Annotated in this window: 19 protein-coding genes and 4 pseudogenes; 8 read left to right on the top strand and 15 right to left on the bottom strand. The window is 69.7% G+C overall.

Features of this window, described 5'->3' with window-relative positions; genetic code table 11:
* Positions 1–126: 126 nt before the first annotated feature.
* From ACIGZJ_RS32180 to ACIGZJ_RS32160, 5 genes are all read right to left on the bottom strand, one after another.
* Positions 127–975, bottom strand: coding sequence for an SDR family oxidoreductase (locus ACIGZJ_RS32180; RefSeq protein WP_396460598.1), 849 nt, complete (start codon positions 973–975; stop codon positions 127–129).
* Positions 976–1,047: 72 nt separating this feature from the next.
* Complete coding sequence (locus ACIGZJ_RS32175; RefSeq protein ID WP_396460597.1) at positions 1,048–1,473, bottom strand: hypothetical protein; 426 nt, start codon at positions 1,471–1,473, stop codon at positions 1,048–1,050.
* Positions 1,474–2,420: 947 nt separating this feature from the next.
* The gene (locus tag ACIGZJ_RS32170) at positions 2,421–4,112 is read right to left on the bottom strand and encodes a hypothetical protein (protein ID WP_396460596.1); all 1,692 of its coding nucleotides are present in this window, start codon (positions 4,110–4,112) and stop codon (positions 2,421–2,423) included.
* Entirely contained in the window at positions 4,109–4,858 is a 750-nt protein-coding gene (locus ACIGZJ_RS32165; protein WP_396460595.1) for an ABC transporter ATP-binding protein, read from the bottom strand. Before ACIGZJ_RS32165 ends, ACIGZJ_RS32170 begins: the two co-directional genes overlap by 4 nt.
* A 200-nt stretch (positions 4,859–5,058) precedes the next feature.
* Positions 5,059–6,024, bottom strand: coding sequence for a DUF5937 family protein (locus ACIGZJ_RS32160; protein ID WP_396460594.1), 966 nt, complete (start codon positions 6,022–6,024; stop codon positions 5,059–5,061).
* Positions 6,025–6,101: 77 nt separating this feature from the next.
* Between ACIGZJ_RS32160 and ACIGZJ_RS32155 the strand changes: the two genes are divergently transcribed.
* The 6 genes and pseudogenes from ACIGZJ_RS32155 to ACIGZJ_RS32130 form a co-directional block, all read left to right on the top strand.
* Positions 6,102–6,956, top strand: a complete 855-nt coding sequence (locus tag ACIGZJ_RS32155; protein WP_396460593.1) for an alpha/beta fold hydrolase — start codon at positions 6,102–6,104, stop codon at positions 6,954–6,956.
* 257 nt (positions 6,957–7,213) lie between these two features.
* Positions 7,214–7,384, top strand: coding sequence for a hypothetical protein (locus ACIGZJ_RS32150; RefSeq protein ID WP_396460592.1), 171 nt, complete (start codon positions 7,214–7,216; stop codon positions 7,382–7,384).
* 219 nt (positions 7,385–7,603) lie between these two features.
* Positions 7,604–8,169, top strand: a pseudogene (locus ACIGZJ_RS32145) (Uma2 family endonuclease).
* Positions 8,170–8,385: 216 nt separating this feature from the next.
* On the top strand, positions 8,386–8,685 hold the full coding sequence (locus ACIGZJ_RS32140; RefSeq protein ID WP_396460609.1) for a hypothetical protein: 300 nt from the start codon (positions 8,386–8,388) through the stop codon (positions 8,683–8,685).
* On the top strand, positions 8,592–8,831 hold the full coding sequence (locus ACIGZJ_RS32135) for a BBE domain-containing protein (protein ID WP_396460591.1): 240 nt from the start codon (positions 8,592–8,594) through the stop codon (positions 8,829–8,831). The genes ACIGZJ_RS32140 and ACIGZJ_RS32135 overlap by 94 nt, the downstream gene beginning before the upstream one ends.
* A 235-nt stretch (positions 8,832–9,066) precedes the next feature.
* Positions 9,067–9,248, top strand: a pseudogene (locus tag ACIGZJ_RS32130) (N-acetylglucosamine-6-phosphate deacetylase); the annotation flags it as partial.
* A 186-nt stretch (positions 9,249–9,434) separates the two neighbouring features.
* Here the strand turns inward: ACIGZJ_RS32130 and ACIGZJ_RS32125 are convergent.
* The 4 genes from ACIGZJ_RS32125 to ACIGZJ_RS32110 all read right to left on the bottom strand — a co-directional run bounded on the left by ACIGZJ_RS32125 (position 9,435) and on the right by ACIGZJ_RS32110 (position 13,872).
* Positions 9,435–9,641, bottom strand: a complete 207-nt coding sequence (locus ACIGZJ_RS32125; RefSeq protein ID WP_396460590.1) for a hypothetical protein — start codon at positions 9,639–9,641, stop codon at positions 9,435–9,437.
* An 853-nt stretch (positions 9,642–10,494) separates the two neighbouring features.
* Positions 10,495–12,327, bottom strand: a complete 1,833-nt coding sequence (locus ACIGZJ_RS32120) for a hypothetical protein (RefSeq protein WP_396460589.1) — start codon at positions 12,325–12,327, stop codon at positions 10,495–10,497.
* A complete protein-coding gene (locus tag ACIGZJ_RS32115; RefSeq protein ID WP_396460588.1) occupies positions 12,320–12,781 on the bottom strand; it encodes an ABC-three component system middle component 2 in 462 nt (153 codons plus the stop codon). Before ACIGZJ_RS32115 ends, ACIGZJ_RS32120 begins: the two co-directional genes overlap by 8 nt.
* The gene (locus tag ACIGZJ_RS32110; protein WP_396460587.1) at positions 12,778–13,872 is read right to left on the bottom strand and encodes an ABC-three component system protein; all 1,095 of its coding nucleotides are present in this window, start codon (positions 13,870–13,872) and stop codon (positions 12,778–12,780) included. Before ACIGZJ_RS32110 ends, ACIGZJ_RS32115 begins: the two co-directional genes overlap by 4 nt.
* Positions 13,873–14,332: 460 nt before the next feature.
* Between ACIGZJ_RS32110 and ACIGZJ_RS32105 the strand changes: the two are divergent.
* Positions 14,333–14,497 (top strand): annotated as a pseudogene (locus ACIGZJ_RS32105) (pirin family protein); the annotation flags it as partial.
* 1,158 nt (positions 14,498–15,655) lie between these two features.
* Here ACIGZJ_RS32105 and ACIGZJ_RS32100 read toward each other — a convergent pair.
* From ACIGZJ_RS32100 to ACIGZJ_RS32080, 5 genes and pseudogenes are all read right to left on the bottom strand, one after another.
* Positions 15,656–16,312: a TetR/AcrR family transcriptional regulator gene (locus tag ACIGZJ_RS32100; protein ID WP_396460586.1), complete on the bottom strand. Its 657-nt coding sequence runs from the start codon at positions 16,310–16,312 to the stop codon at positions 15,656–15,658.
* 25 nt (positions 16,313–16,337) lie between these two features.
* Complete coding sequence (locus tag ACIGZJ_RS32095) at positions 16,338–17,780, bottom strand: MFS transporter (RefSeq protein WP_396460585.1); 1,443 nt, start codon at positions 17,778–17,780, stop codon at positions 16,338–16,340.
* Between the two features lie 349 nt (positions 17,781–18,129).
* Positions 18,130–18,468: pseudogene (locus ACIGZJ_RS32090) on the bottom strand (hypothetical protein); the annotation flags it as partial.
* Between the two features lie 76 nt (positions 18,469–18,544).
* The gene (locus tag ACIGZJ_RS32085; protein ID WP_396460584.1) at positions 18,545–18,982 is read right to left on the bottom strand and encodes a hypothetical protein; all 438 of its coding nucleotides are present in this window, start codon (positions 18,980–18,982) and stop codon (positions 18,545–18,547) included.
* Positions 18,983–19,054: 72 nt separating this feature from the next.
* Positions 19,055–19,372, bottom strand: coding sequence for a hypothetical protein (locus tag ACIGZJ_RS32080; protein ID WP_396460583.1), 318 nt, complete (start codon positions 19,370–19,372; stop codon positions 19,055–19,057).
* A 57-nt stretch (positions 19,373–19,429) separates the two neighbouring features.
* Between ACIGZJ_RS32080 and ACIGZJ_RS32075 the strand changes: the two genes are divergently transcribed.
* The gene (locus tag ACIGZJ_RS32075; protein ID WP_396460582.1) at positions 19,430–20,650 is read left to right on the top strand and encodes an IS256 family transposase; all 1,221 of its coding nucleotides are present in this window, start codon (positions 19,430–19,432) and stop codon (positions 20,648–20,650) included.
* A gap of 133 nt (positions 20,651–20,783) precedes the next feature.
* Here ACIGZJ_RS32075 and ACIGZJ_RS32070 read toward each other — a convergent pair whose 3' ends face one another.
* Positions 20,784–21,323, bottom strand: coding sequence for a helix-turn-helix domain-containing protein (locus ACIGZJ_RS32070; RefSeq protein ID WP_396460607.1), 540 nt, complete (start codon positions 21,321–21,323; stop codon positions 20,784–20,786).
* Positions 21,324–21,969: the final 646 nt, after the last annotated feature.

Below are 21,969 nucleotides of genomic sequence, written 5' to 3'. Positions count from 1 at the left end.
CAGACCCTGGTACTCCAGCCGCGGATCGTGATCGCGCTGAACCTGTGCCAGGCTGGGGATACAGTGCAGGGCTGGTGCGCCGGGGGGATCCCGGCCGCATCAGCCCTGTGCCGTGTGCGGATCGGCTCAGCCGAAGATGTGGATGTTCTCGTCGACCCAGTTGCGCAGGGTCAGCGGCGCCATGCCGGTGATCTGCTCGACGGACTCGAAGATGTTCCAGTCCCAGGCGGCGGACTGGCGCTTGAGTTCGAGCAGGGCCGCGAGGCGCGGGCCGCCCCAGCCGAGGCGGTCGAACTCCGCCTGGGTCTCGGCAGTTGTACGCTCGACGACCTTGACCTCTTGGCCGAGTGCCTCACCAATGATCTCGCCCTGCCGCTGCGGGCTGAGCGCCTCGCCGCCGGTCAGGGTGTAGGCCTGGCCCTCGTGACCAGAGGTGGTGAGCACTTTGGCCGCGACCGCGGCGATGTCGCGCGGGTGGATCATGGCGGAGACGGGGTCGCCCTCGGTCACGTACATGGTCCGCTCCTTGCCGATGGTGTCGGCGTAGCCGTGGAGGTAAACCATGAAGGTGCCAGGGCGCAGGATCGTCCAGTCGAGGCCGGACTCCTGGATGACCAGCTCGCCGGCACGGTGGCCGGAGGTGAGTGGGTCGGTGGCGCCGAAGCCGACACCGCTGGTGGAGAGCTTGACCATGTGTCGCACTCCGGCCTGGCGGGCGGCGGCGACAAGGGTGGCCTCCTGGACTGGGCCTTCGGGGCCGTAGCCCGGCGGGACGACGAAGACCCGGTCAACGCCCGTGAGAGCCGCGGGCAGGGTCTCTGGCTTGTCGAAGTCCCCGGCGACGACCTCGACGCCGGTGGGGAAGTTCGCCTTCCCTGGCGATCGGGTCATAGCCCGCACCGGCACGCCGTCGGCGGCGAGTTGGGCGATGAGTTCGCTGCCGACGTTGCCGGTGGCGCCAGTAACCAAGATCATGCGTGTCTCTCCTTGTCAGGGATGTGCTGCACTGTGGACACAGTGCAGGGAGGCCACTCCTCGAGTGGTGCGTCAGGAGGTGCCGCGAGCGGGCGAGCCGGAGTCGGCGGCCAGGGACTCGTCCGGCTTGGTCGGCGCGGGCCGGCCGACGAGCTTGACGTCCTTGAGGAACAGCGAGGCCACGAGTCCGATTACGGCTATCGGGACGACCGTGTAGAAGACGACTCGCATGGAGTCCGCGTAGACACTGGTGAGTTCGAGCCACAGTGGGATCACCGGGTCAAGGGCGCGGCGCTGCGACAGGATGAAGAGCGCCATGGCGATGACCGTTCCGGCGGCGAGGCCGAGGTTGACCGGGGAGCTCCAGGCGTACTTGACGCCGGCCCAGCTGGTGAGGAGGTTGAGGCCGACGATCGCCAGGACGAGAAGGATCACTCCCGCGTAGTCGATGTGTGCCTGTCGGCGGGCGGGCAGGTCCAGCGTCGAGGAGAGGACCACAAGGACTGAGGTAACCAGTAGTGACCCAGGCGAACTGGTAGAGGCCGCCCAGGTCGCTGACCATACGGGGCAATACCGTCGCGAGGATCCGGGTGTCGAGTAGGGAGAGGAAGACCGCGACCATCAGGGTCAGCACGACCGCGTTGGTCTTGGCCGGCAAGGCCGGTGCGGGTGCGTCGACGGCAGGCCCGGACGAGCGGGAAGCCATGAGGAGTCCTTGTAATCGAGGAGCAGCGCCGCGGTGCGGCGAATCGCCCGGAGTGGGAGTACGCGTAACGAACTCGGTGAAGAACACTGCTCGCTTCAGCAGTGGAGATGGGTGGTCGGATCCTGTGTCCGACTCCGGCCTTCATCGGCCCTCTCAACCGTCGATCAGTCCTCAACGGACTTGCTGATCGCGGTCCTTCGCAGGTCGCTTAGCCCTCGCCACTCCCTTTGTGTCGATTACAGACGCCGAACACGCTAGCGGAGGGTGCGGGAACCGCGCAACCTTGATCACGTCGATGCAGCGACCACGTCAGGGGAGCCGGGCGACCTTGCCCGCCTGGAGCTCCAGGCGGGCACGTGCCTCATGCGACCGCCCATGCCCCTCACCGCGCAGATCGTTCCCGCACCTCGTGCGGGCCGGACCGCAAGGGCGAACCGGTCCGCTTCGGCCGGCTCGCCCGGGTCCGCCGGCGGATCGAAGCGGTCGTCGGCGCCGTGAAGAGCCGGCTCGGCGTGGAACAGCACCCGGCGCCCGCACCGGGGCCGGCGTCTTCGCCCGCACGGGGTCGACGGCCACTCGCCCTCGCTACCGCGATCCGGTACGGCCACTCGCCCTCGCTACCGCGATCCGGTACGGCCACTCGCTCTCGCTACCCTGATCCGGTACGGCCGGGCCACCGGCGCCACGATCGAGCGACCACACCTCGCCCACGGCCACCGAGGTCCTCGGACTCGTTCCCCTACGGAGTGCTCCCCGGGCGGGCCTTGCTCATCTTCGCGGCCCTGGCCTGCGCCCAGCGCAGCAGCAGGACCGCAACCACGACCGCCATCAGGGCGGCCTTGCCGACCGGCACGATCGCCCCGCCGCGCAGCGCGGAGGAGAACATCGGCGTCAGCGCCGCCACCCCCACGGCGGGCCCGGCCGCGTACCAGGCGGCGAACAGCAGCGGGCCCGTCCCGCCGCCCGCGCCCTGGGCCGGGGAGAACATCAGGTCCTTGCGCAGCACCCCGCGGCAGGCGTTCACCAGCCCCGCCGCTACCAGGGCCGGTGCGGCAACCGGTGCGAGCCAGGCTGCCGGGCCCGCGCCCGCTGCGAGCAGCGCCCCGGCGCAGGCCAGCCCCAGCAGCACCCCGGCCAGCGTCGGAACGATCGCATGACGCAGCATCAGAGCGGCAAACGGATACGGTGACCAGGAGGCCCGCCGGACATCGTCCGTCTCGATCCGGGCCGGCTCCAGGAACTGTGCGACGGCCAGGTAGCCGAACACCAGCGAGACGGCGGTGGCCAGCCAGGCCAACCCGCCCGTGGCGCCGTGCGCGAGGACGGCGCAGAGCAGTGCGGGAACCGCCAGCGCCGCCGCGCGACCCAGCCGGGCGGGGGAGCGCAGCAGGGCGAGGGTGTCCCGCCACGGCACCACCAGCCAGGCCCGCCGGGGCGCAGGCAGCCGGACCCGGCGTTGCCGGGCGCTGCCGTTGGCGCTGTTCACCGCCAGCCGCGCGCTGCGCAGCTCGACCGTCCGGAGCGCGGCCAGCACCCCGGCGCCTGTCCTGGCCCGTTCCCGCAGCCGGGCCAGTGGCACCGTCGAAGCGGCCCGGTCGGCGAGTACCAGGGCGGCACCGGTCGACGCCAGCAGGAGTGCGGCGGCCACCCAGCTGCCCGCCGAAGCGGCCGGGGTCGGCGCCAGTGCGGCGATCGCGGCCCAGCCCCACGGCCCCGACCACATTTCCACCAGCTCCAACCAGTGCACCGGGTGACCGGCGACGGCCAGTGCGCTCTGCCCCGCCAGCGCGATGATCAACACTGTGAGATACGGGGTGAGCCGGCGCACCCAGCGGGCGGCGCGGTCGCCGCGCTCCACCACCAACGCGGCGCAGGTTGCCAGAAGCGGCACGCAGAACCCTCCGAGCAGGCACCAGCCGAGTGCGGCCGGCAGGCCGGCCCGGACGGTCAGCCCGAGCGCGACCATGCCGCCGACCGCCGCCACCAGGCCGGGGAACGCGGCCACGGTGCAGGACAGCCAGAACCACGGCCGGAGGACCGGGCGGGGCCGGACGGGGTGGACCAGCAGCCAGTCGGCCGCCGCCCGGGGTGGCACCACCGGGCCGCGCCACAGGCCGTCCCGGACCAGCAGGAGGAAGGTGAGCAGCCCGGCCGCGGTGATGCCGGCGGGCATTGCGGCGAGCAGGTCGCCGCCGTGGCCGGTGTAGTCGGCGCCCATGGACGCCTGCAGGAACAGGCCGAGGCTGGGTACGCCGCCCCAGATGATCAGGATGAGTACCACGCAGTAGACGGCGAAGCCGACCGACTTGGCGCGGTTGCGTCGGTGGGGGGCACGCAGGGCGCGTAGCAGGGCGAGTGTCTCGTCGGTCCAGTCGTCGTCGTCCGTCCAGGCCTCGACGGCGGGGCCGGCCTCCGGGTGGGCGGTGGTCACCGGGCACCCGCCGAGTCCGCGGCGGTGCGGGCCGCGTACTCCGCCGCCAGTACCTTGCGGGTCGCGCCCTGCTTCAGGATCCTGCCGTCCTCCAGCACCACGACCCGGTCGGCCACGTCCAGGGCGAGGTCGGTATGGTGGGTGACCAGCAACACCCCGACACCGTCGGCCAGTTCTGCCCTGAGGAGGTCGGCGAGGTGTCGGCGGGCGTCCGGGTCCAGGCGCTGCTCGGGCTCGTCCAGCAGCAGCAGATCGCGCGGGCGCACCAGCGCGCAGGCCAGCAGCAGGGCCTGCATCTGCCCGGAGGAGAGGGCGGAGGGCAGTGCGTCGGCCCGGGCCGTGAGCATCCGGTCGGCCAGTACCCGGGAGACCCAGTCGGGCGCATCGGCGACCCCGTGCGCAACCGCGACCAGAAGCAGGTGCTCACGGACGGTCAGGTCGGGGTAACAGGCGACGGTGTCGCCGACCACCGCCACCCGGGCCCGGACCCGGGGGTCGTTCTCGTCCATCGGGATGCCGTCGAAGAACACGGTGCCCTTGCTGGGTACGTCGCGTCCGGCCGCGACCCTGAGCAGGGTCGACTTGCCCGATCCGTTGTGTCCGAGCAGCGCCACGCACTCTCCGGCGGCCAGCGACAGGCTCACGGGGTGCAGCACCTCCCGCTCGCCGTACGAGCGGGTGACGCCGGTCAGCTGCAGCAGGGGCTTGCGGGCTACGGCACGCGGTTCGGCGGCGTTCTTGGCCATGGGGGAGGGCGCCTCTCGACGGGGTGTCCTGCCACAGTACCGATCCGTCCTCGGCCACCCGGGTGAGGGTGGCGCCGGCCGGTTCCGGTGGGAACGCAGGGGGCGGGACGGTGCCGGGCGAGGCCTCGGCGGCTACGGCGGGTTCGGAACGCGGTGGACGGGGCAGCGGTGGAGGGGGTACGTGAGGGGTAGGGCCGCGGTCAGTCCGACGGCTGGGCCGTGAGCGCCGTGCCGGTCCGGGTGCGCAGGTGAACGGCTGTACGACCCGTGCGGGAGGTCGTCACCAGCCCGGCGCCGCGCAGCGCGCCGAGGTGCTGGGAGACGGCGCCGGGCGTCACGCCCAGGCGGGCGGCGAGGTCGGGGGTGCTCAGCGGTTCGCCGAGTTCGGCGAGCAGGGCGGCGCGGGTGCGACCGAGGACGGCGGCGAGGCCGGCGGAGCTCGCCCGGGGCTGCTCCCAGAGCAGCCCGACACCGGGGACCGGGTAGCGGATGGAGGCGGCCGCGAGCGGGGAGTAGTCGACGATGACGTCGGGCCAGCCGAAGACGGACGGCATCAGCACCAGCCCGTGCCCGCCTGCCTCGACCGTCCACACCGCCCCCGAGCGGCGGCGCCCCTGGACGACCAACTCGCCCTCCCGCCAGACCACATCGGTGTGCAGCTGCGCGAAGAGCCCCTCCACCCCGCCGTCCACCAGCGCGACCGCCCGCCGACCCAGGTCCGCCTCCAGCACCGCCCGCATCCTCCCCCAGTGCGGGGCCACCAGCCGGACGTGGAAGCGCGTCAGCGCATCGGCAACCCGTCCCAACAGCACGGCCGGCCCCGGCAGTTCCCCGGCCCGGGCACCCAGCGCGGCAGCGCACTCCGCCGCGACGTACGCCGGGTCCGCCGCCCGCAGGCCCGCCAGCTCGGTATCGAACGCCGGCAGGCGCTCCTGCGGTACCGGGAACAGGAACGACGGCAGGCAGCCTTCGAGCAGTGTCCGCAGCAACGGCAACTCCGGCTCCTCTGCCAACACCCGCTGCGCCTCGCGTACCCACGGCCGGTGCACCTCGTGCCCGCCGACGCCGAGAGCTGCCCGCACCCCGAGCACCGTCTCGGCCAGCGGCGACACCGCGAGCCGCACCCGCGCCACCTCGGCCGCCGAGAGCCGGATCCCCACCGCCACGCCCGCCCCACCCTCTGATCGTTTAGCTGTGACTGAACGATAGTCGGCCCGGGCCACCGTCCCACAGGCTGCCCGCCATGGAGTTCATCACCTCGTACGACGGAACCGCGCTCGCCTTTCGTACCCTCGGCGACGGCCCGCCGCTGCTCTGCCTCCCAGGCGGCCCCGGCCGCGCCGCCGAATACCTCGGCGACCTCGGCGGCCTGTCCGCTCACCGCACCCTGATCCTGCCCGACACCCGCGGCACCGGCGCCTCCGCGACGGCCACCGACCCGGCCACCTACCGGGTCGACCGCCTGGTGGCCGACGTCGAGGCGCTGCGCCGGCATCTCGGCCTGGACCGCGTCGACCTGCTCGGCCACTCCGCAGGCGGCGGCCTGGCGATGCTCTACGCCGCCGCCCACCCCGACCGCCTGACCAGCCTGACCCTGGTCGACCCGTCCTACGCCGCCGTCGGACTACCCTCCGACACGGGCGCGGAGAAGGTGATCGCCTCCCGCGCGGCCGAACCCTGGCACACCGAGGCCGTGGCGGCGCACCGGCACATGATGACCGCGAACACCTTTGCCGAGGCCGCGCCGTACCGCCTCGCCTTCGAGCCGCTGATGTACGGCCGCTGGGACGACGCCGCCCGCGCCCACGCCGCCGCCGACCCCGCCCAGCGGGCGCTGCCCGTCAGCGAGCACTACTACAAGGACTACACACCCGACACCGGGGAACTCCGGCGCCGCCTCGGCGCCCTGCCCTGCCCGGTGCTGCTCCTCGTCGGCGAGGTGGACCTGTGGCCCACCGCCGAGTCCGCCGCCGACGCCGCGTCACTCTTCCCGGAGGTGCGGCTCGCCGTCCAGCCGGGCGCCGGCCACTACCCCTGGCTGGACGACCCGCAGGCGTTCACGGCAGCGGTAGAGGGCTTCCTCTCCAGGGTCGGCTGACAGCGCGCTCCGAGCAGCGTGCCACCGCCCTTCGAATCGAACAGCGACAGTCCAGGATGCTGTCGGACGTGCTGGACAACTGATGTCCGATATCTCGGGCCCTGTCTCAACTTGTGGGCTCTGCCGTTGGTTGAGGGGTCTTGGCTGATTGATCACGGTGATAGGAGGCCGGAGTCGGCCCGGGAGGGCGCCGGGCAGGGCACCCAAAACCCTCGGTCCGCTACGTTCCCGGAATCGAGATAGGCATGGTGGTCTCCGTGGACGCACACACCCACTTCCACCTGCTCGACCGGGCCGGTGAGACCCACCCCCTGCTCGCCGGGCAGATCGAGCTCGAAGGGTCCCAGAGCCTGCGCCTGGACTGGGACCCCGGCGGGCGCGGGGAGGACACCGTGATCATGCCGACGGGGAAGTCCCCGCTCGGCTGACCCCCGCGGGCGCGGGGGGATGGTTTCGAAAGGAGTCGATGAATCGCGGGCTGTCCACGTCCTGCGGCGATGCCTAGTAACGTTACCGGGTGCGTTGGCTCCTCCCAACGCCTCTGCACGCCGGGGCCGGCCCGGTGCTGTGGCCGTGGCAGCCAGGCCGCAGCAACCTACTGTCGCTGGTCCGCTCTGAGGATTGAGATCCGGACAGGAGAGCAGCACGTGAGCACAGCGCATGCCGGCCCGGGTGACTACAGTCGGGTGCCGAATCCGGAGCAGGCCCTGAAGTATGCGATTCAGCATATTGCGGGTGACCGCGTCGAGATCGTCGAGGGAGTCATCACCCCCGTTCACCGTCATGGGCTCACGAGAGCGCTGTCGATCTGATCCGCGAGCAGATCGGGCCCCGCATGCGCGAACTCGGCCTCCGTGCCGGCTCCGGGAACCTCGACCTGCCCGGTACGGAGAACTTCTACGTGCCGGACCTCGCGGTGGTACCCGCCGAGCTGGCGAAGACGGAGGGAGCCCTCCTCCCGGACCAGACCGTACTCGTCGTCGAGGTGACATCACCGTCGAACGGTGAAACCGACAGAACCGCCAAACGGCGGCGCTACTCGCAGTTCGGCGCTCCCGTCTACCTCCTGGTCGACCGGCAGGAACGCACCTGCACCCTGTTCTCCCAGCCGGGCCGGCTCGGCTACACGCGGGTCGAAGGACCTCACCCCTTCGGAACCTTCCTGCAACTCCCGGCCCCGCTGAGCCTCGAACTCGACACAGCCGGCTTTTGAGCACGGCCGTCACACTCCCCCCCCACGCCCCCGAAGGGACAGCAGGGGCGTGCCCGACAGCGACGGCCCCGCAGACTGACCCCCGCCTGCGCGGGGAGGACTGGCTGTTTCGCGACCCACGACTTCCGAAGGATCTTCGTCACCGGCACAACGCTCAACGGCCTTCCGCCGCACATCGGCCAAGTCATCTGCGGGCACAAGAACATCAACACGACGATGGGCTACAACACCATCTACCCAACCCAAGTCATCGAAGCACACCGGGCATTCATCGGTCGCCGCCGCAACTGGCGGACCTGCCCGACCAGAAGCTGTGACCACAGGGCTCGACGAACCGCTCGACGACGCATCGGCCGGCACCGCGCGGACTTGATCGCCGATACCTATGGCTTGATCAGGATCTTGACCAGGGGACCGTTGATATGCGGCATGTGGTTGCAGTGGTGGTGCGTCACCTATTTTCAGTGGCCGGTGTTCTGGTTGGTGCTGGTCGGAGCCATGAACCCGCTGAACTAACCCGGCTGCAGCGGGCCAAGAAGCCCTGGGACGACGGCAACGTCTTCCACCACGCCCAGTCGATGACCCTGACCTCCTGGCCGCACACGCAGAGCGATGTCGACCATCCGGTAAGCAGACGATATCGGGATGAAAGGTGTGAGTAAAGAGCTTAAAGTGACGACTTACCCGATCGCGGTTGGCCGGCCGGGCACCCTCGCAGGGGCCGGAGCGGGTTCGACGGACCGGGGGCGGCGTTCCCAGGTGTAGGCAGGTTTGTCGGGGTGTTCTCGTACTGATGCTGACTTTTGCTGACCTCGACTGACGGGCGGTCAGGTGAGATCCATCGTGTGCGGGCGCGCCGACCGCTGCGGCGGTCGGGCCGACCCCGACTGCACCAGGACCCTGGAGGCGATCGGCGCCGGCGCCACCCACCTCTTCAACGCCATGCCCGACATCGCTCACCGCACCCCCGGCCGGATCGTGGCCCTGCTCTAGGACGAGCGGGTCACCGTCGAGCTGATCAATGATGGCGTCCACCTCCACCTTCCGTGCTTGACCTCGCCTACGGCACCGCCGGCGCGCGACACCCAGTAGCTGTTGCGCCACGTCGGTGGGCCATTGGGTCTCCGTAGTCCAATGCGCGCCGACCAGGTGGGGGTCGGTCAGGGCGGCGTAGCTGATTGGCGCAGTTGACGTCCGGCACGAGCAGGGTGCCCGGTCACCGCACAGTGACCGGGCACCGAAGGGCGGCAATCAGCCCCAGTGGATCACGAGGTGCGGTTGGTTCGAACAGCGGCCGTTCCGAGGGGGTTGGCCGCAGCGGCCAAGGCCAGCGAGGACGGGCCCTGTTCCACGATGCCGAGAACGACGGCACCCAGAACGCAGGTGTAGAAGGCCGCCCACAGGAGCCACGGCGACCTGGTGGGTCTGCGGCCGGAGCCGTTCGGGATGGATGAGCTACTGTCGTCGTTCACGGGTGCCCTCCTGATCGAAGCACGGATGGACCCCGCGAGGAGGAGCTCGGCGGCTTGGCTTTCCTAGGGCGCGGCCGACGAGCCTCCTCCTCGATCGAGGCACGGGCAGGCTACAGCCGCCCTCGCGAACGAGCACGTTCGAGATTCGTTCGCTGATGCCCATGTCGAGCAGCCGTTCGGTCTGGGCGTCCGAGAGCCACCCGGATCCGCTGCGGTGAAACAGGATCGAGGCCTGTTGGACGGGTTGGCGGGTCCACCCAAGAGGACTTTTGTCGTGAGCTCGGGTGGCCCCGGGCTACCGACTTCTTCATCAGCTACTCACCTGCTGCCGAACGCTGGGCCTCCTGGATCGCCTGGACCCCTGGACGAGACCAGGCACCAGGCCTCTCCCTCGGGCATGGGACTTCGAGCTCGGCGCCAACTTCGTCGCTTCACGGTCAGCTGTGTGACCGAGTCCGCCGTCGCTATCGCGCAACCACGAGCGCGCCCGCCATGGGCGGATGGAGTGGCAGGCCGTGCCGCGCGCCGATTCGGACGGTGTTGAGCGGCGGCCGGAAACCGTCCCGGGGAGCACCTCACCCTCCTCGACCTGGCGAACCGGCAAGAAGATCTAGTTGGTCCTGTGCGCCACTGTCGACATCCCACGCCACTGGCGCCTCGAGCGCGAACCTACCCACGTCTCCACCTCGGAGTGTTTTCGTCAGCACACGGCAGTGCCGAACGGGGCTCCTCCTGTGGCTCGGGCTCGGTCGCATACCACCATGCCGACGGGACCATGCGTCGGAGCCCGAGCTGCCGATAGCGGTGCCGGATCTCGCGGTCGGGAGAGCACGGTGAGGTTTGAGTCCCGGCTTCACGCCCCGCCGGTCGGCGAGACCGGGAAGAAACCGGGGCGGCCCCCGCCAGGGCCGGTGAAGCGGTACGTCGTGGCGGAGGACAGCACGCTGCTCGGCGGGTCGCCGTTCTCGATGACGATGGCCTGGCCGGGGAAGGTCAGCATGTCCTGGTAGAAGTGGTCGACGACATTCGAGGTGATGTCGACGTCCTCCCCTACCGGTTCGCGGTAGGTGACCACTGGGGAGTCGAGGACGACGAAGCCGGGGTGGGGCAAGTCCCCACCGAGGCAGTACCGGGCGAGGGCGGTGGTGAACGCCGAGTGCAGGACCGAGCGCACGCCCTGGCCACGGCCGGATCGGGGTCGGCTGCCGGCCCTGACGTCCATGCCGTACTGGTCGTACTCGGCGAACTCGACAGAGGGAACGGACCAGGCCTCCAGCGTCCGCCTCAGGACAACGTCGAACCCGGAGAGCACCCGGGCGGGAATGTGGCTGGCGGGCCGCTGGGACCGGACTGCGCCTGTACCGTTGAGCTTGAACCTTCGATCGTCCAATTCCTCGATACGGGAGTGGAGTTCGAGCTCGCGCTCGGCGGTCGAGCGGGCCGACAGAAGTTCGTTCATGTGAGTCCGCAAAGGCGCGAGGTGCTCCTCGGCCCTGGAGATCTCGGTGTCGAGCTCTCTGGCCCGCAGGAGCAGGACGCCCCTTCGTCCGACGAGCTCGTCCAACTGGGACCGCAGGTCGGCGATGGTCGGGAGGAGGTCGGCAAGGAGTGAGCCGGTCTTGGCGGCTTCGGCGTCGACGGCCGCGTGAAGCTGGGTCGTCTCCTGCTCTCCGTGGCCGTGGTGCTGGTGTTGGGGTTCGGCACCGCAGAAGACGCAGGTGTCGACACGGAAGTAGCCGAGGATACTGCCGGCTTCGCCTACCATCGCGAGGCGGTCGAGGTCGGAGCGGTATTGCTGTTCCAGCAGCCCGAACCGGGTGAGCAAGTCGTGCACCTCAGCCAGGCGGGACTCGACGGCGGCTAGCTCCTGCGCGGCATTCATGCGATCGGAGACCGCGCCGACGTGCCGGTCGGTGATCACCCGCAGGGAACGGGACTGGCCGTCGATGGTGGCCTGGATCCGCGTCAGCCGTTCGCGCAGTTGGGAAGCGTTCTCCCGGGTCGTCAGCTTCGCAGAGAGTTCGAGGACGATCTGGTCGAGGAGCCCGATCTGGCCCTTGTGGACCCGGCGCTGTTCGGCGTTCGGCCCGGTGTCGACCACCGGGTCGTCCTCGCCGGTCAGCAGGTACTTCATCACCGAGGCGGCAGCGGTCTTGCCGTTCGCTGCGTTCGACCGCAGGACGGGGGAGAGCGGGTCGCCCATGCGGGTTTCGGTCACCAGGGACAGGTGCACGAGGTCGGTGAGGGACAGTCCGCGGGTACCGCCGGCATCGTTCTTGCGGATTCGGGCGTCGGCATAACCGAGCTCGGCGAGGAGTACGGCGGAGAGGCTGCGCGAGCTACCGGCGCGGTGGACCGCGGTCAGTTCCCGGTCGGACCTCCGGGTGACCAGGTCGCGCAGGTCCTCGTAGTGGACGGCGACGGTGCCGGCGCCCGGTCGCCGGACCAGGGTGATCGGCGCCCCATCCGGCAACCGCAGTCCGAGGAGGATCTGGCTGTAGCCCTCGGCTTCGGGGATGAGGGGCAGGCGCGCACCACCAAGCATGTACTCGATGGACTCGACGATGAAGGACTTGCCGGTGTCGGACGCGCCGTAGATGACGGTGAGTTCGGGGCCGAAGGCCACGTGTGCGTTGGGCTTTCCGGAGCCCGCGTACGTCAGGTGGGTCAGTCGCAGATCAGCCACGGTGGACCTCGGGGGGTAGGGGCGTCTCGGCGGGGCGGTTGAGCAGCGCACGGGTGGCAGCCCGCACGTCGGCGCCGGGCGCGTACTGGTGGACGACCCATTCGGCGCGCTCGCGCAGGCGCTCGACGTAGGGGGCTTCGAGGAGTTCGACGAACGCGGGCCCCCGCTCCGTCGCGCGGTAGACGAGGCCGTCGTCCGCGGGCTCCAGCCGGGCCAGCTCGGCGCGGATCAGGACGAGCAGAGCCTGCTCCAGCAGGCCTCGCTTCACGCCTAGTTCGCCGGACCGGGCGGGCAGGTCAGGGTGAAGGCTCGGCGGGCCGTCGAACTCTCCGCTGTGCAGCAGCGCGTAGTCGAGGAGGGTGATCTGGGCGAGGTCCAGGGGCTCGGGATGGCTCTCGGCGAGCAGGACCAGTGCGCGCATCCCGACCTCGAGGGGGCTGTTCAGCGGATTCACGCGGCACCTCCGCGACACCAGATCAAGCGGTCTGCGTTCGCCAGGTGGTGGCAGACCCCCTTGCGGTCCAATGGCCGCACGAACTCGGTGAGGATCGTCTTGGTGAGCTCGATGTTCCCGGAGGCGGCCAGGACCGCCTGCATACGGTCGTACCCGAACTGGAACCTGCCCGCCGCGACCTCGACCACGATGTCGTGGACGTCGTCGAGGACGGCGTCGAAGTGCCCGGCCGAGGTCGAGTCGCGGGCGAACAGACGCAGCGATTCCGCGCTGTAGAAGGCCTCTCGCTGCCTGCGCAGGTGATCGCGCGCCTCGTCGTGTTCGGCGACACGCTCAAGGGTGTCGGCCTGCTCGCCCCAGAGCTCTCCATAGGCCCGCACCAACTGCTGGATGTAGCGGGCCTCTATGGGGGTGTGGGCGTCAGGCGGAAGCATCCTCCGTGGACGCGGTGCCGGGGGTTGAGGGAAGCGCACCGCCCAGTGCGGGGTTGTCTGGTGCAACGACAACATGTCGTCCATGTCGAGGGTGGTGAACATGGAGAAGTCCGTGGCTTCGGCGAGTTCCTCGAGTTCGCGCCGCTTCCCGGGGGTGAGCGAGGTGATGACGGGATCGCGGGTGGAAGCCAGTTCTTTGAGGAACTCGGCTCGGGCCTCGGACCGCTTGGACAACCGCCGGACCAGGCTGGGGCTGATGATGGGCGCGACGAAGACGTACTTCTGGGGCACGGTGAAGTACCCGCCCACCACCGAAGCGAACATCTTGCGCATCTCGGGAGCGGCTTTCGACCACGTCAGGGCTTCCCCATAGTGCTTGCACTGGTAGTTGTGCCAGGCTCCCTCGAGCCCGTACGGGGTCAGGTAGCCGGCGACATCGACTCCGTGATCCCCGGAACCGCCGTGCCGTTGCACTGCGACGTACTTCGTCGTCAGGGCTGGGACCCACTCCTTGACGAACTCCTCGAACTCGTCGGGATCGTACGAGAAGACGATCTTCTTCGGGGATGGTACGGCGTGGGTTCTCAGCCAGGGACCGGTGAGGGTCAGGGGCGGCGGGTCGCTGTCGTCCGCCCCGATGGCGACACCGTCAGACACTTCTCCCAGCCCCCCGAGTCCCCTGTGCCCGTGACCAGTCGATCACTCGGGGTCAAGTGATATCACTGCTACCCCCGACGAGAGAAGAGTACGAACCAGGTCTGACCATACTGACGCATGGTCATGTCCATGCTGGGTGGCTCCGAAGAGTCGATGTCGCCCCGGTATGGGGGGTCTGCTGCCTCGTGGCGGTCCTGCGGTCATTCGGTGCGTTGTCGTCGCCAGTGGTCATCGGCGGCAGGCCACGTGGCGAGGCGGGCCTCGGCGGCTACGAGGCGAAGGTGGGCAGCGACGACCCGGCCGGATCCGTTGCGAGGCCGCGGTGGCGGGCCTTCCACTCCGTGCTGCAACGCCCGAGCTGCATCGCGCCGTACTCGCGGATGCGTCGGATGCTGACGTTTCGCCGACTGTGGATCGTCCGGCGAGTCTCTGGCCTTCGAAGAACCGGGAAACGAGTGGTATGTGGTGGAACTTCATCGGCCGATCCGGTGAGGAGATCGCACAAGCACGGAATGACTGGGAAAAGGGGTTTCGCGTCGGTGAAGTACACGGCTGCGACGGTGCTCGACTGCGGGCGCCGGAGCTCCCCGGCATCCCGCTGAAGGCCCGCGGGCAGGTGCGCTGACCTGGGAAGATGCATCGAAGGAAGCATCTGTTCCCGTCGCTGCCGACTGGACCGTTCCGGCATCGGAAGGGCAATGGCAGAACGAGTTCCGCTGCCCGCGCCTGTCTCCTCGGGGGGCAAGGCGCGGGGCGTGTCGATTCTCAGGTCTACGCGCGTTTCGCAAGGCCTGCTCGTATCGATGCTGACCTTTTGCTGACTTTTCTGACTGATCGTCAGTGACGGGTCGGCCTGGAAGGCCACCTCTTGATCAAGCCGGCCTCGCCGTGTTCGGGCTGGGCCACGATCATGTTGCTGATCCGACGGCCTGCGTTGGGTTGCAGAAGCGACACACAGTGCCCCGATGGGCGCGCGCTGCACAGGGAGGGGGGCGGCTTCCTGTCTTCGAACCGTGAGCGCCTTTTCGCGACAGCGAGGATCGGTCGTTGCCACTGAGGTTCGATTGGTTGGGCTTGAGGCAGTACCTGAGCGGCGGGACGGGACATGGTTCGTCTACCAGGTGATGAGGGCGTAGCAAGGGCCGCCGTTAGCGGTGGAGGAGGCGGCGGCACCGGCAGTGCCGGCGGAGCCCGCCTGGTTTCCGGGGCTGGGGTCGGGTCCGCCTCCATGGCCGCCGGTGCCACCCGCGCCACCGGCGCCGCCCACCCCCGCCCCGGCGGGCAGTGTGATCATTTCCGTGCCTGGTGCGCCGCCCGCTCCGGCGCTCCCGCCCGCTGCGCCGCTGCTGCCTGCTCCGCCGTCGCCGACGCGACCCTCGAAGCCGGTACCGCCGGCAGTCGCAGTGGTGCTGTTCGCTCCGGTTGTGCCGGTCTGGCCCGCCGGGCCGGCTTCCGCCGCGAGTTCTTCCCCGCTGAAGCACTCGCCTTCTTCTCCGCCGACACCGCCGCCACCCGGTTTACCGCCGGTTGCACTGGTGCCGCCGAGGCCGCCCACCCCGCCCCTCGTTCCTCCTGCGCGCTCGCCGCGCTCACCCCCACTGCCAGCCGCCCCGGGCGACGCGCTCCCCCCGGAGTCGCCCGCAAGGGCGGTCACGAGAAAACTCTGGTTGTCGGTGATCTCTGTGCGGATGGAGTCCGTGCCGGCGGCGCTGCCGCCGGTCCCGCTAACTGATCGTTTCAGTATGAGATGTGGGAAAAGTGGGGTCATTCGGTGTGGTGATGGTCATTCCGTTTGGTGTTTGGGTGTCTTGGCGCGGATCAGGGTGTCGTCGGTGGCGGGGTGGGCGAGGAGTTCAGCGGCCGGGCGGAAGCCGGCGAGCACGATGGCGAGGTGGCGGCGCCAGACACCGGGTACCTGGGCCTCGGTGTCGTCGATGAGGACGCGCAGCGCGAGGAGGCTCGCGTAGACGTCGGTGCGGGTGATTTCCTCGCGCACCCGGCCGGTGCGCTTGGCGCGGGTGAGGAGGTCGTCGACCAGGCCGAGCAGTTCCGCTCGGCGTTCGTCGGCCTCCGGGGGGATGGCCGCCCACAGGCGGGTGAGCCAGCCGTGGCGGACGGCCAGCACTGTGCCGGTGTCCCAGAGTGCCTGTTCCAGGGCCCGGTCGTCCGGCTGCTGTTCGGCCGCGCGGCGGAAGCAGTCGAGGATCGAGTCGAGGATCTCGTCGCTGAGCGCGGCGAGCAGGGACTCCTTGGTGGGGAAGCGGCGGTAGAGGGTGCCCATGCCGACGCCGGCGCGGGCGGCGATCTCCTCGACGCCGGCGTCGGGGCCGAGTTCGGCGAAGACCTCCCACGCGGCCCGCAGCAGCTTCTCCCGGTTCTGTGCCGCGTCGCGGCGCAGGGCCTTGGGCTTGGCAGGTGCGGGCCGGTGGGGGGTGGTCATCGCGGGGTCCGGTCCTTGTGCTCGGTCACCGGTCCACCATGGTGAGCCGGGGTGATCCCACGCTGTGGTCGCTCCGGCGGCGCCGGGCCGTCGGGATGGCGAGGGACGCGGCGGCGGCGAGCCCGGCGCTGATGGTCAGGAACCAGAAGGTACTGGTGTACCCAGAGTCCTGGGGGAACGGGTGGGTGGCCGTGACCCCGGAAGACAGGATACTGGCCGCCACCGCGCTGCCGATCGCGCCGCCGATGGTGCGGATGTTGGCGTTCATGCCGCTGGCCGCGCCGGTCTGGGCCGGGGGAACGGCCTCGACGACGATGGCGGACATGGCGGAGAAGGCGAGTCCGAGGCCGACGCCGATCAGGGCCGAAGCGGTGTAGATCTGCCAGGCGTGGTCGTGCTGCAGGGCGAGCATCGCGAACGGGGCGATGGTGATCAGGCTGCCGGCGATCAGTACGCGCTTGGAGCCGTAGCGGGCGGCGAGCTTGCCGGCCAGGACGCCGAGGGCGAACATGCCGCCCGTCATCGGCAGCATGTAGATCCCGGACTGGGTCACACTCGCGGTGAAGCCGTAGCCGGCCAGGTGCTCGGGCGTCTGGACCAGTTGCGGCAGGAAGGTCATCGAGGTGTACATCCCGATGCCGAAAAGCAGCGCGACCAGGTTCGTGGTCCAGACGGCCGGGATACGCATCACCCGCATGTCGATCAGAGGGGCGTCCGAACGCAGTTCGGTCACGATCCAGTAGCCGGCGAAGACCACTGCGGCGGCGAACAGACCCATGATCCGCAGGGAACCCCAGCCCCACTTCTGTCCCTCGCTGACGGCGAGCAGCAGGGCAACCAGCCAGACGGAGAGCAGCAGTCCGGCGCGCCAGTCGATCCGTCCGGGGACGCGCACGGGGGACTCGGGGACGAACAGGTAGGTGGCGATCGCTGCGGCGCAGATGAGGATCATCGGCGCCCAGAACAGCCAGTGGTAGTCCATGTGGTCGACGATTGGCCCGGCCAGGATCAGGCCGAGCCCGGCGCCGACGGCGGTCAGTGCGGCCGTGACGCCGACGGCGCTGCGGACCTTGTCGGGCGGGAACTCGTCGCGGATGATGCCGAACGCGAGCGGCACTACGGCACCGCCCGTGCCCTGGATGACCCGCGCGACGATCATCAGTCCGACGGAGTGGGAAGCGCCGGCCAGCGCGGACCCGGCGGCCAGGGCGACGAGCGTGACGATGAGCATCCGCTCCTTCCCGACCTTGTCGCCGATCCGGGCCAGGATCGGGGTCGCCACGGATGCGGACAGCAGGTAGCCGGTCATCAGCCAGGTCGCGGTGTCCTGGGTGGTGTGCAGGCGCTCCATCAGGGTCGGCAGGACCGGGACCACCAGTGATTGCAGCAGGGAGAACGCGCCGACGCCGAGCAACAGCACGGCGAAGGTCAGGTTGTAGTGGGGGCGTGAGGTGCTTGTTCGGGGCATGGGGGGCTCCAGCGGAACACGTAAGCGGAGATTTGATTCCGCATTCGAGCGTAGCAGAAGCGGAGAATGTGCTCCGCATAGCCGATTCGTGCTCGACTCGCACGCGGACCGGGTCCCGGCGGGGCGCCCGGCACGTCGCAGCACCCCGCGGGCAGGCCGCGTTGGGTGGCGCGGCCCCGCGATGGCGTGCGCAACGGGGGGTGCCGGGGGGAGGTCCGGCCCAAGCCGCGGCGGAGGCTGCGGCTGCCCCGCCGTGGGACCGAAGGGCTGCCTCGTCGGGCATTCGGGGGACTGCAGCCCGCGCATCAGGGGGTACCGCGCGACTGTGCGACCGAACGAGAGACCCGGGTGCTTTCTGCAGCCGCCGCAGGCAGATGATGCTGCAGGCGAGTTGGAGCAGACCCTGATGGGCCTCGGCCAGATACTGGTAGCGGATCCGAAGGCGCCTGAACTGGTGGAGTTGGCCCCTCGCCCGTGCCCGCCCCGCTGGCGGCAGGCCGTCGCTACGGAACAACCCACGATCTGGGCCGCAGGCAACACCGGTCCGGAGGGGGTACAGGATGCCGGCGAGGGCCGCCCGGTTTGGAGCCTGCAGTCGCCCCGGATAGCGCCGGCGCCGCTCGGGAGCCGGCGGCAGCATCGGAGCCACCCGCTCCCACAGATCGCCCGGAACAAGATCAGCACGCATCCGGGCACCCTGTCGACCAAGATCCCCCAAGCGCGAGGCCTAGGGCGTGTTTCAAAAGCCCGCTTCGAGTGAGCGGTCAGTCGGCAGCGAGGATGTCGGAAAGACTCACGGCGGGGCGGCCAAGCATGTCTGTCAGCGCGCGCTGTTGGCGCTCGGTCAAGGAGGCAACGAAGATCACTGCGTCAGCGTTGGCCTGGTCACAGGCCTGAGCCACCTCGCGGACCTTTCCGTAGCTCAGCAGAGTCCGCGAGGAGTAGGGCAGACCCATCTTCTGGACCCCGCCGTCCGAGACGCCCCGTCGTTGCACCATCTGCACGACGACCCGGGCGCCGCGCGCTGCCAGTTCTGTGGCCGCCGACGCCATGAGCGTTTCGAAGTCCTTCTGTTTCGCAGAGAAGTAGCCAACCAGGACAACATCGGCGCCCACGGCCGTGAATCGGAACGCCTGGCGCTGGGCCGGCTCCGACGGCACACGGCGAGCCAGGCGCCGGTCGCGCCTTCGGGGCTGATGCATGCGCCACAGGCTAAATGCCTGGCTACCTGCAGCGGTACCGCGTTTCTCGCTGACCGCGCTTGGCGAGCAAGGTCAGAGCCACTCGTTGATGACGGCGATCGTTACGGTGGCCTCGTAGCGGACGGCGAGCTTGTCGTATCTCGTGGCCACCGCCCGGTGGCGCTTGAGGCGATTGATCCCGTACTCGACCGCGTGGCGCTCGCGGTAGTCGGCCTTGTCGAACTTCGGCGGACGGCCGCCGCGGGCGCCCAGCTTCTTGCGGTTGCGGATCTGGTCGGACTTCTCCGGAATCGTGCAGCGGATACCGCGTTTGCGCAGGTAGTCGCGGTTGGCCCGGGATGGCGTCCCGCCGAGTGGTGTAGCAGGGATCTTGACGTAACCCCTGGTCATAAAGGAGCCATCGCGCAACTCTCCGAGTAGGCATGCTCGTTGAGTGAGAGGTGCGCGATGGCCTTGTCCCAGTCTGACCTACTCCGCCTCATGGAGTCACTGCGTACGGCAGACGGAATCGAGTTGATCAGGACCCTCGCCCAGCGGCTCCTGCAGGAGCTGATCGAGGCCGAGGCGACCGCCCGGATCGGCGCCGAGCCGGGCGAGCACACCGCGGACCGCACCACCTGGCGCAACGGCCACCGCGACAAGACGCTCACCACGCAGGCCGGCGACCTGGAGCCCGCCATCCCCAAGGTCCGCACCGGCAGCTTCCTCCCCAGCCTGCTGGAGCGACGCCGCCGCATCGACCAGGCCCTCTACGCGGTCATCGTGGAGGCATACGTGCCGGGTGTCTCCACCCGCTCGGTCGACGACCTGGTCAAAGCCCTAGGCGCGGACACCGGCATCTCCAAGAGCGAGGTCTCCAGGATCTGCGCCGACCTGGACGAACAGCTCGCCGCGTTCCGCGACCGGTCCCTCGACCACACCCGCTTCCCCTACGCCTACCTCGACGCGACCTACTGCAAGGCCCGGGTCAACCACCAGATCGTCTCCCGGGCCGTGGTCGTCGCGACCGGGATCACCGAGGACGGCGGCCGCGAGGTCCTCGGCGTGATGGTCGGGGACAGCGAGACCGAGGTGTTCTGGGCCGATTTCCTCCGGTCCCTGCGCGAGCGCGGCCTGACCGGAGTGCGGCTGGTCATCGGCGATCACCACAGCGGCCTGGTCAAGGCGATCCGCAAGGTCATGCTCGGCGCCGCCTACCAGCGCTGGCGCGTCCACTTCCTGCGCAACACCTTCGCGGTGATCCCGAAGGACGCCGGCGAGATGGTCGCCGCGACCATCCGCACGATCTTCGCCCAGCCCGCCGAGGCCGCGGTCCGGTCCCAGCTGGACACCGTCGCAGAGATGCTCGGCAAGCAGTTCCCCAAGGTCAGCCAGATGCTGCTGGAGGCCAAGGACGACCTGAGCGCCTTCGCGGCCTTTCCCGAGCGACATTGGAAGAAGATCCAGTCCACCAACCCGTTGGAGCGGATCAACCGCGAGATCAAGCGCCGCACCGACGTCGTCCAGGTCTTCCCCAACGACGACGCGCTCCTACGACTGGTCACCGCCGTGCTCTTCGAGATGCACGACGAATGGATCGCCTTCCCCCGCCGCTACCTGCCGGAGGCCGGCATGGAGAAGATCTACCCCAACGAGCCCGGCCGCAACGAACTCCCGACTACTTCATGACCGTTGGCCTACGACCACTACACCACTTCAGGGGACGCGACCCGGGGTCGACCTCGTCCCAGGTCAGGCCTGTAGGGGAGAGAACATTGAACACCCGGTCAGAGTGCCACGGAGGCCAGGGGTGTGAGCAACGCTATTGTGCGCAGGCGTACCGGGCTGGGGATAGACGTACTCGCTGAGGTACTCGCCACTGTAGAGGACGTGGGCGGGTGCCGACAGCCGCCCCGTCCGGCAGGTGTCGGTCTCCCCGCCGTAGAAGGGCCCGGGGACGTTGAGCCACAGCCGGTCTTCCCAACGGTCCCGAAAGGCACATCGGAGTCTCGCGCTGCCACCGCTTGTACTTACGCCGGTGCTGCTGTTCCTGCGGGCGCACGAGACCATTGCGGGTAAGGACCCGATGGACCGTGGCTCGCGACGGGGCGGACTCGGCGCCGGCCCGCTCGATCTCGAAGGCAATCCGTCGGGCTCCCCAGCGCGGGTGGGACCGGCGCATCTCGCAGACCAGGGCCTCCACCTCCGCCGGCAACCTGGTCGGACTGGTCCGCGGCCGACGGGACGCCTCCCGCAGCCCCTCGAAGCCACCCGCGGCGTGCTTCGCCTTCCACGTGTAGACCGACTGCCGTGAGACCCCGTATCGCTGGGCGACCTCCGTGATCGGCGAACCGTCGAGCACCTCCAGCACCGCCCGGTACCTCTGCTCGATCAACCAGTCGCCCTGCTGCTGGCCCTCTGCCTCCTGAGTCACACCCGAAGCATCTGAAGTGCCATCAGAAACTGTCAAGGGTGTCCCGAGAACATCATGTCAATGATGTCCTGAGCCCTCACATCACAGCTCCGTGACGTCAGCCGTCAAGCTGCGTGTGTTGTGACCGCTTCCACGGTGCCCAGGGGCCGGTCGGATCCGGGTCGCGCCCTGAACCGCGACCACACCCGGTGCCATCGGCTCGCGCGCGGACATGACGACCTGTCCGAGCCTGCGGGAGGAACGGCCCACGACGCGTGGTGATGGCCGGTGCCAGAGCCGTCCACGTCCTCGACTGACGGCAGGACCCGCGGTGCCGCTCGGCGAATCAAGGGAGCACCCGGATGCCCGGCATCCAGCGGCGAACCGTGCCGATGCGGCTGGAGCGCCGTTACGTTCCCGGCCGCGTCGGCGCCCGGCCACCAGCCCCGCCCCTCGTGCTGTGCCGGCCGTGGGTGCGCTGCGCCGGCATCGCCAGCCCGCCCGGGCTCGACGCCGCCTCGACCTGCTCACCCGCCGTCACTCGACTCTTGAGCAACCCGATTGGATCACTGTTCGCAAGCTCGGGTTCCGGGGC

The organism is Kitasatospora sp. NPDC052868, assembly GCF_044547105.1.
GTDB lineage: Bacteria > Actinomycetota > Actinomycetes > Streptomycetales > Streptomycetaceae > Kitasatospora.
Note: the sequence above shows the minus strand (reverse complement) of the source record. Positions and strands in the feature narration are given on the sequence as shown.

Bases quoted from the DNA above. Each gene is read 5' to 3' on its own strand.
- ACIGZJ_RS32180 (WP_396460598.1), bottom strand. From the start codon at position 975: ATGATCTTGGTTACTGGCGCCACCGGCAACGTCGGCAGCGAACTCATC.
- ACIGZJ_RS32165 (WP_396460595.1), bottom strand. From the start codon at position 4,858: ATGGCCAAGAACGCCGCCGAACCGCGTGCCGTAGCCCGCAAGCCCCTG.
- ACIGZJ_RS32155 (WP_396460593.1), top strand. From the start codon at position 6,102: ATGGAGTTCATCACCTCGTACGACGGAACCGCGCTCGCCTTTCGTACC.
- ACIGZJ_RS32140 (WP_396460609.1), top strand. From the start codon at position 8,386: ATGGGCTACAACACCATCTACCCAACCCAAGTCATCGAAGCACACCGG.
- ACIGZJ_RS32135 (WP_396460591.1), top strand. From the start codon at position 8,592: ATGCGGCATGTGGTTGCAGTGGTGGTGCGTCACCTATTTTCAGTGGCC.
- ACIGZJ_RS32100 (WP_396460586.1), bottom strand. From the start codon at position 16,312: ATGACCACCCCCCACCGGCCCGCACCTGCCAAGCCCAAGGCCCTGCGC.
- ACIGZJ_RS32095 (WP_396460585.1), bottom strand. From the start codon at position 17,780: ATGCCCCGAACAAGCACCTCACGCCCCCACTACAACCTGACCTTCGCC.
- ACIGZJ_RS32085 (WP_396460584.1), bottom strand. From the start codon at position 18,982: ATGCATCAGCCCCGAAGGCGCGACCGGCGCCTGGCTCGCCGTGTGCCG.
- ACIGZJ_RS32080 (WP_396460583.1), bottom strand. From the start codon at position 19,372: ATGACCAGGGGTTACGTCAAGATCCCTGCTACACCACTCGGCGGGACG.
- ACIGZJ_RS32075 (WP_396460582.1), top strand. From the start codon at position 19,430: ATGGCCTTGTCCCAGTCTGACCTACTCCGCCTCATGGAGTCACTGCGT.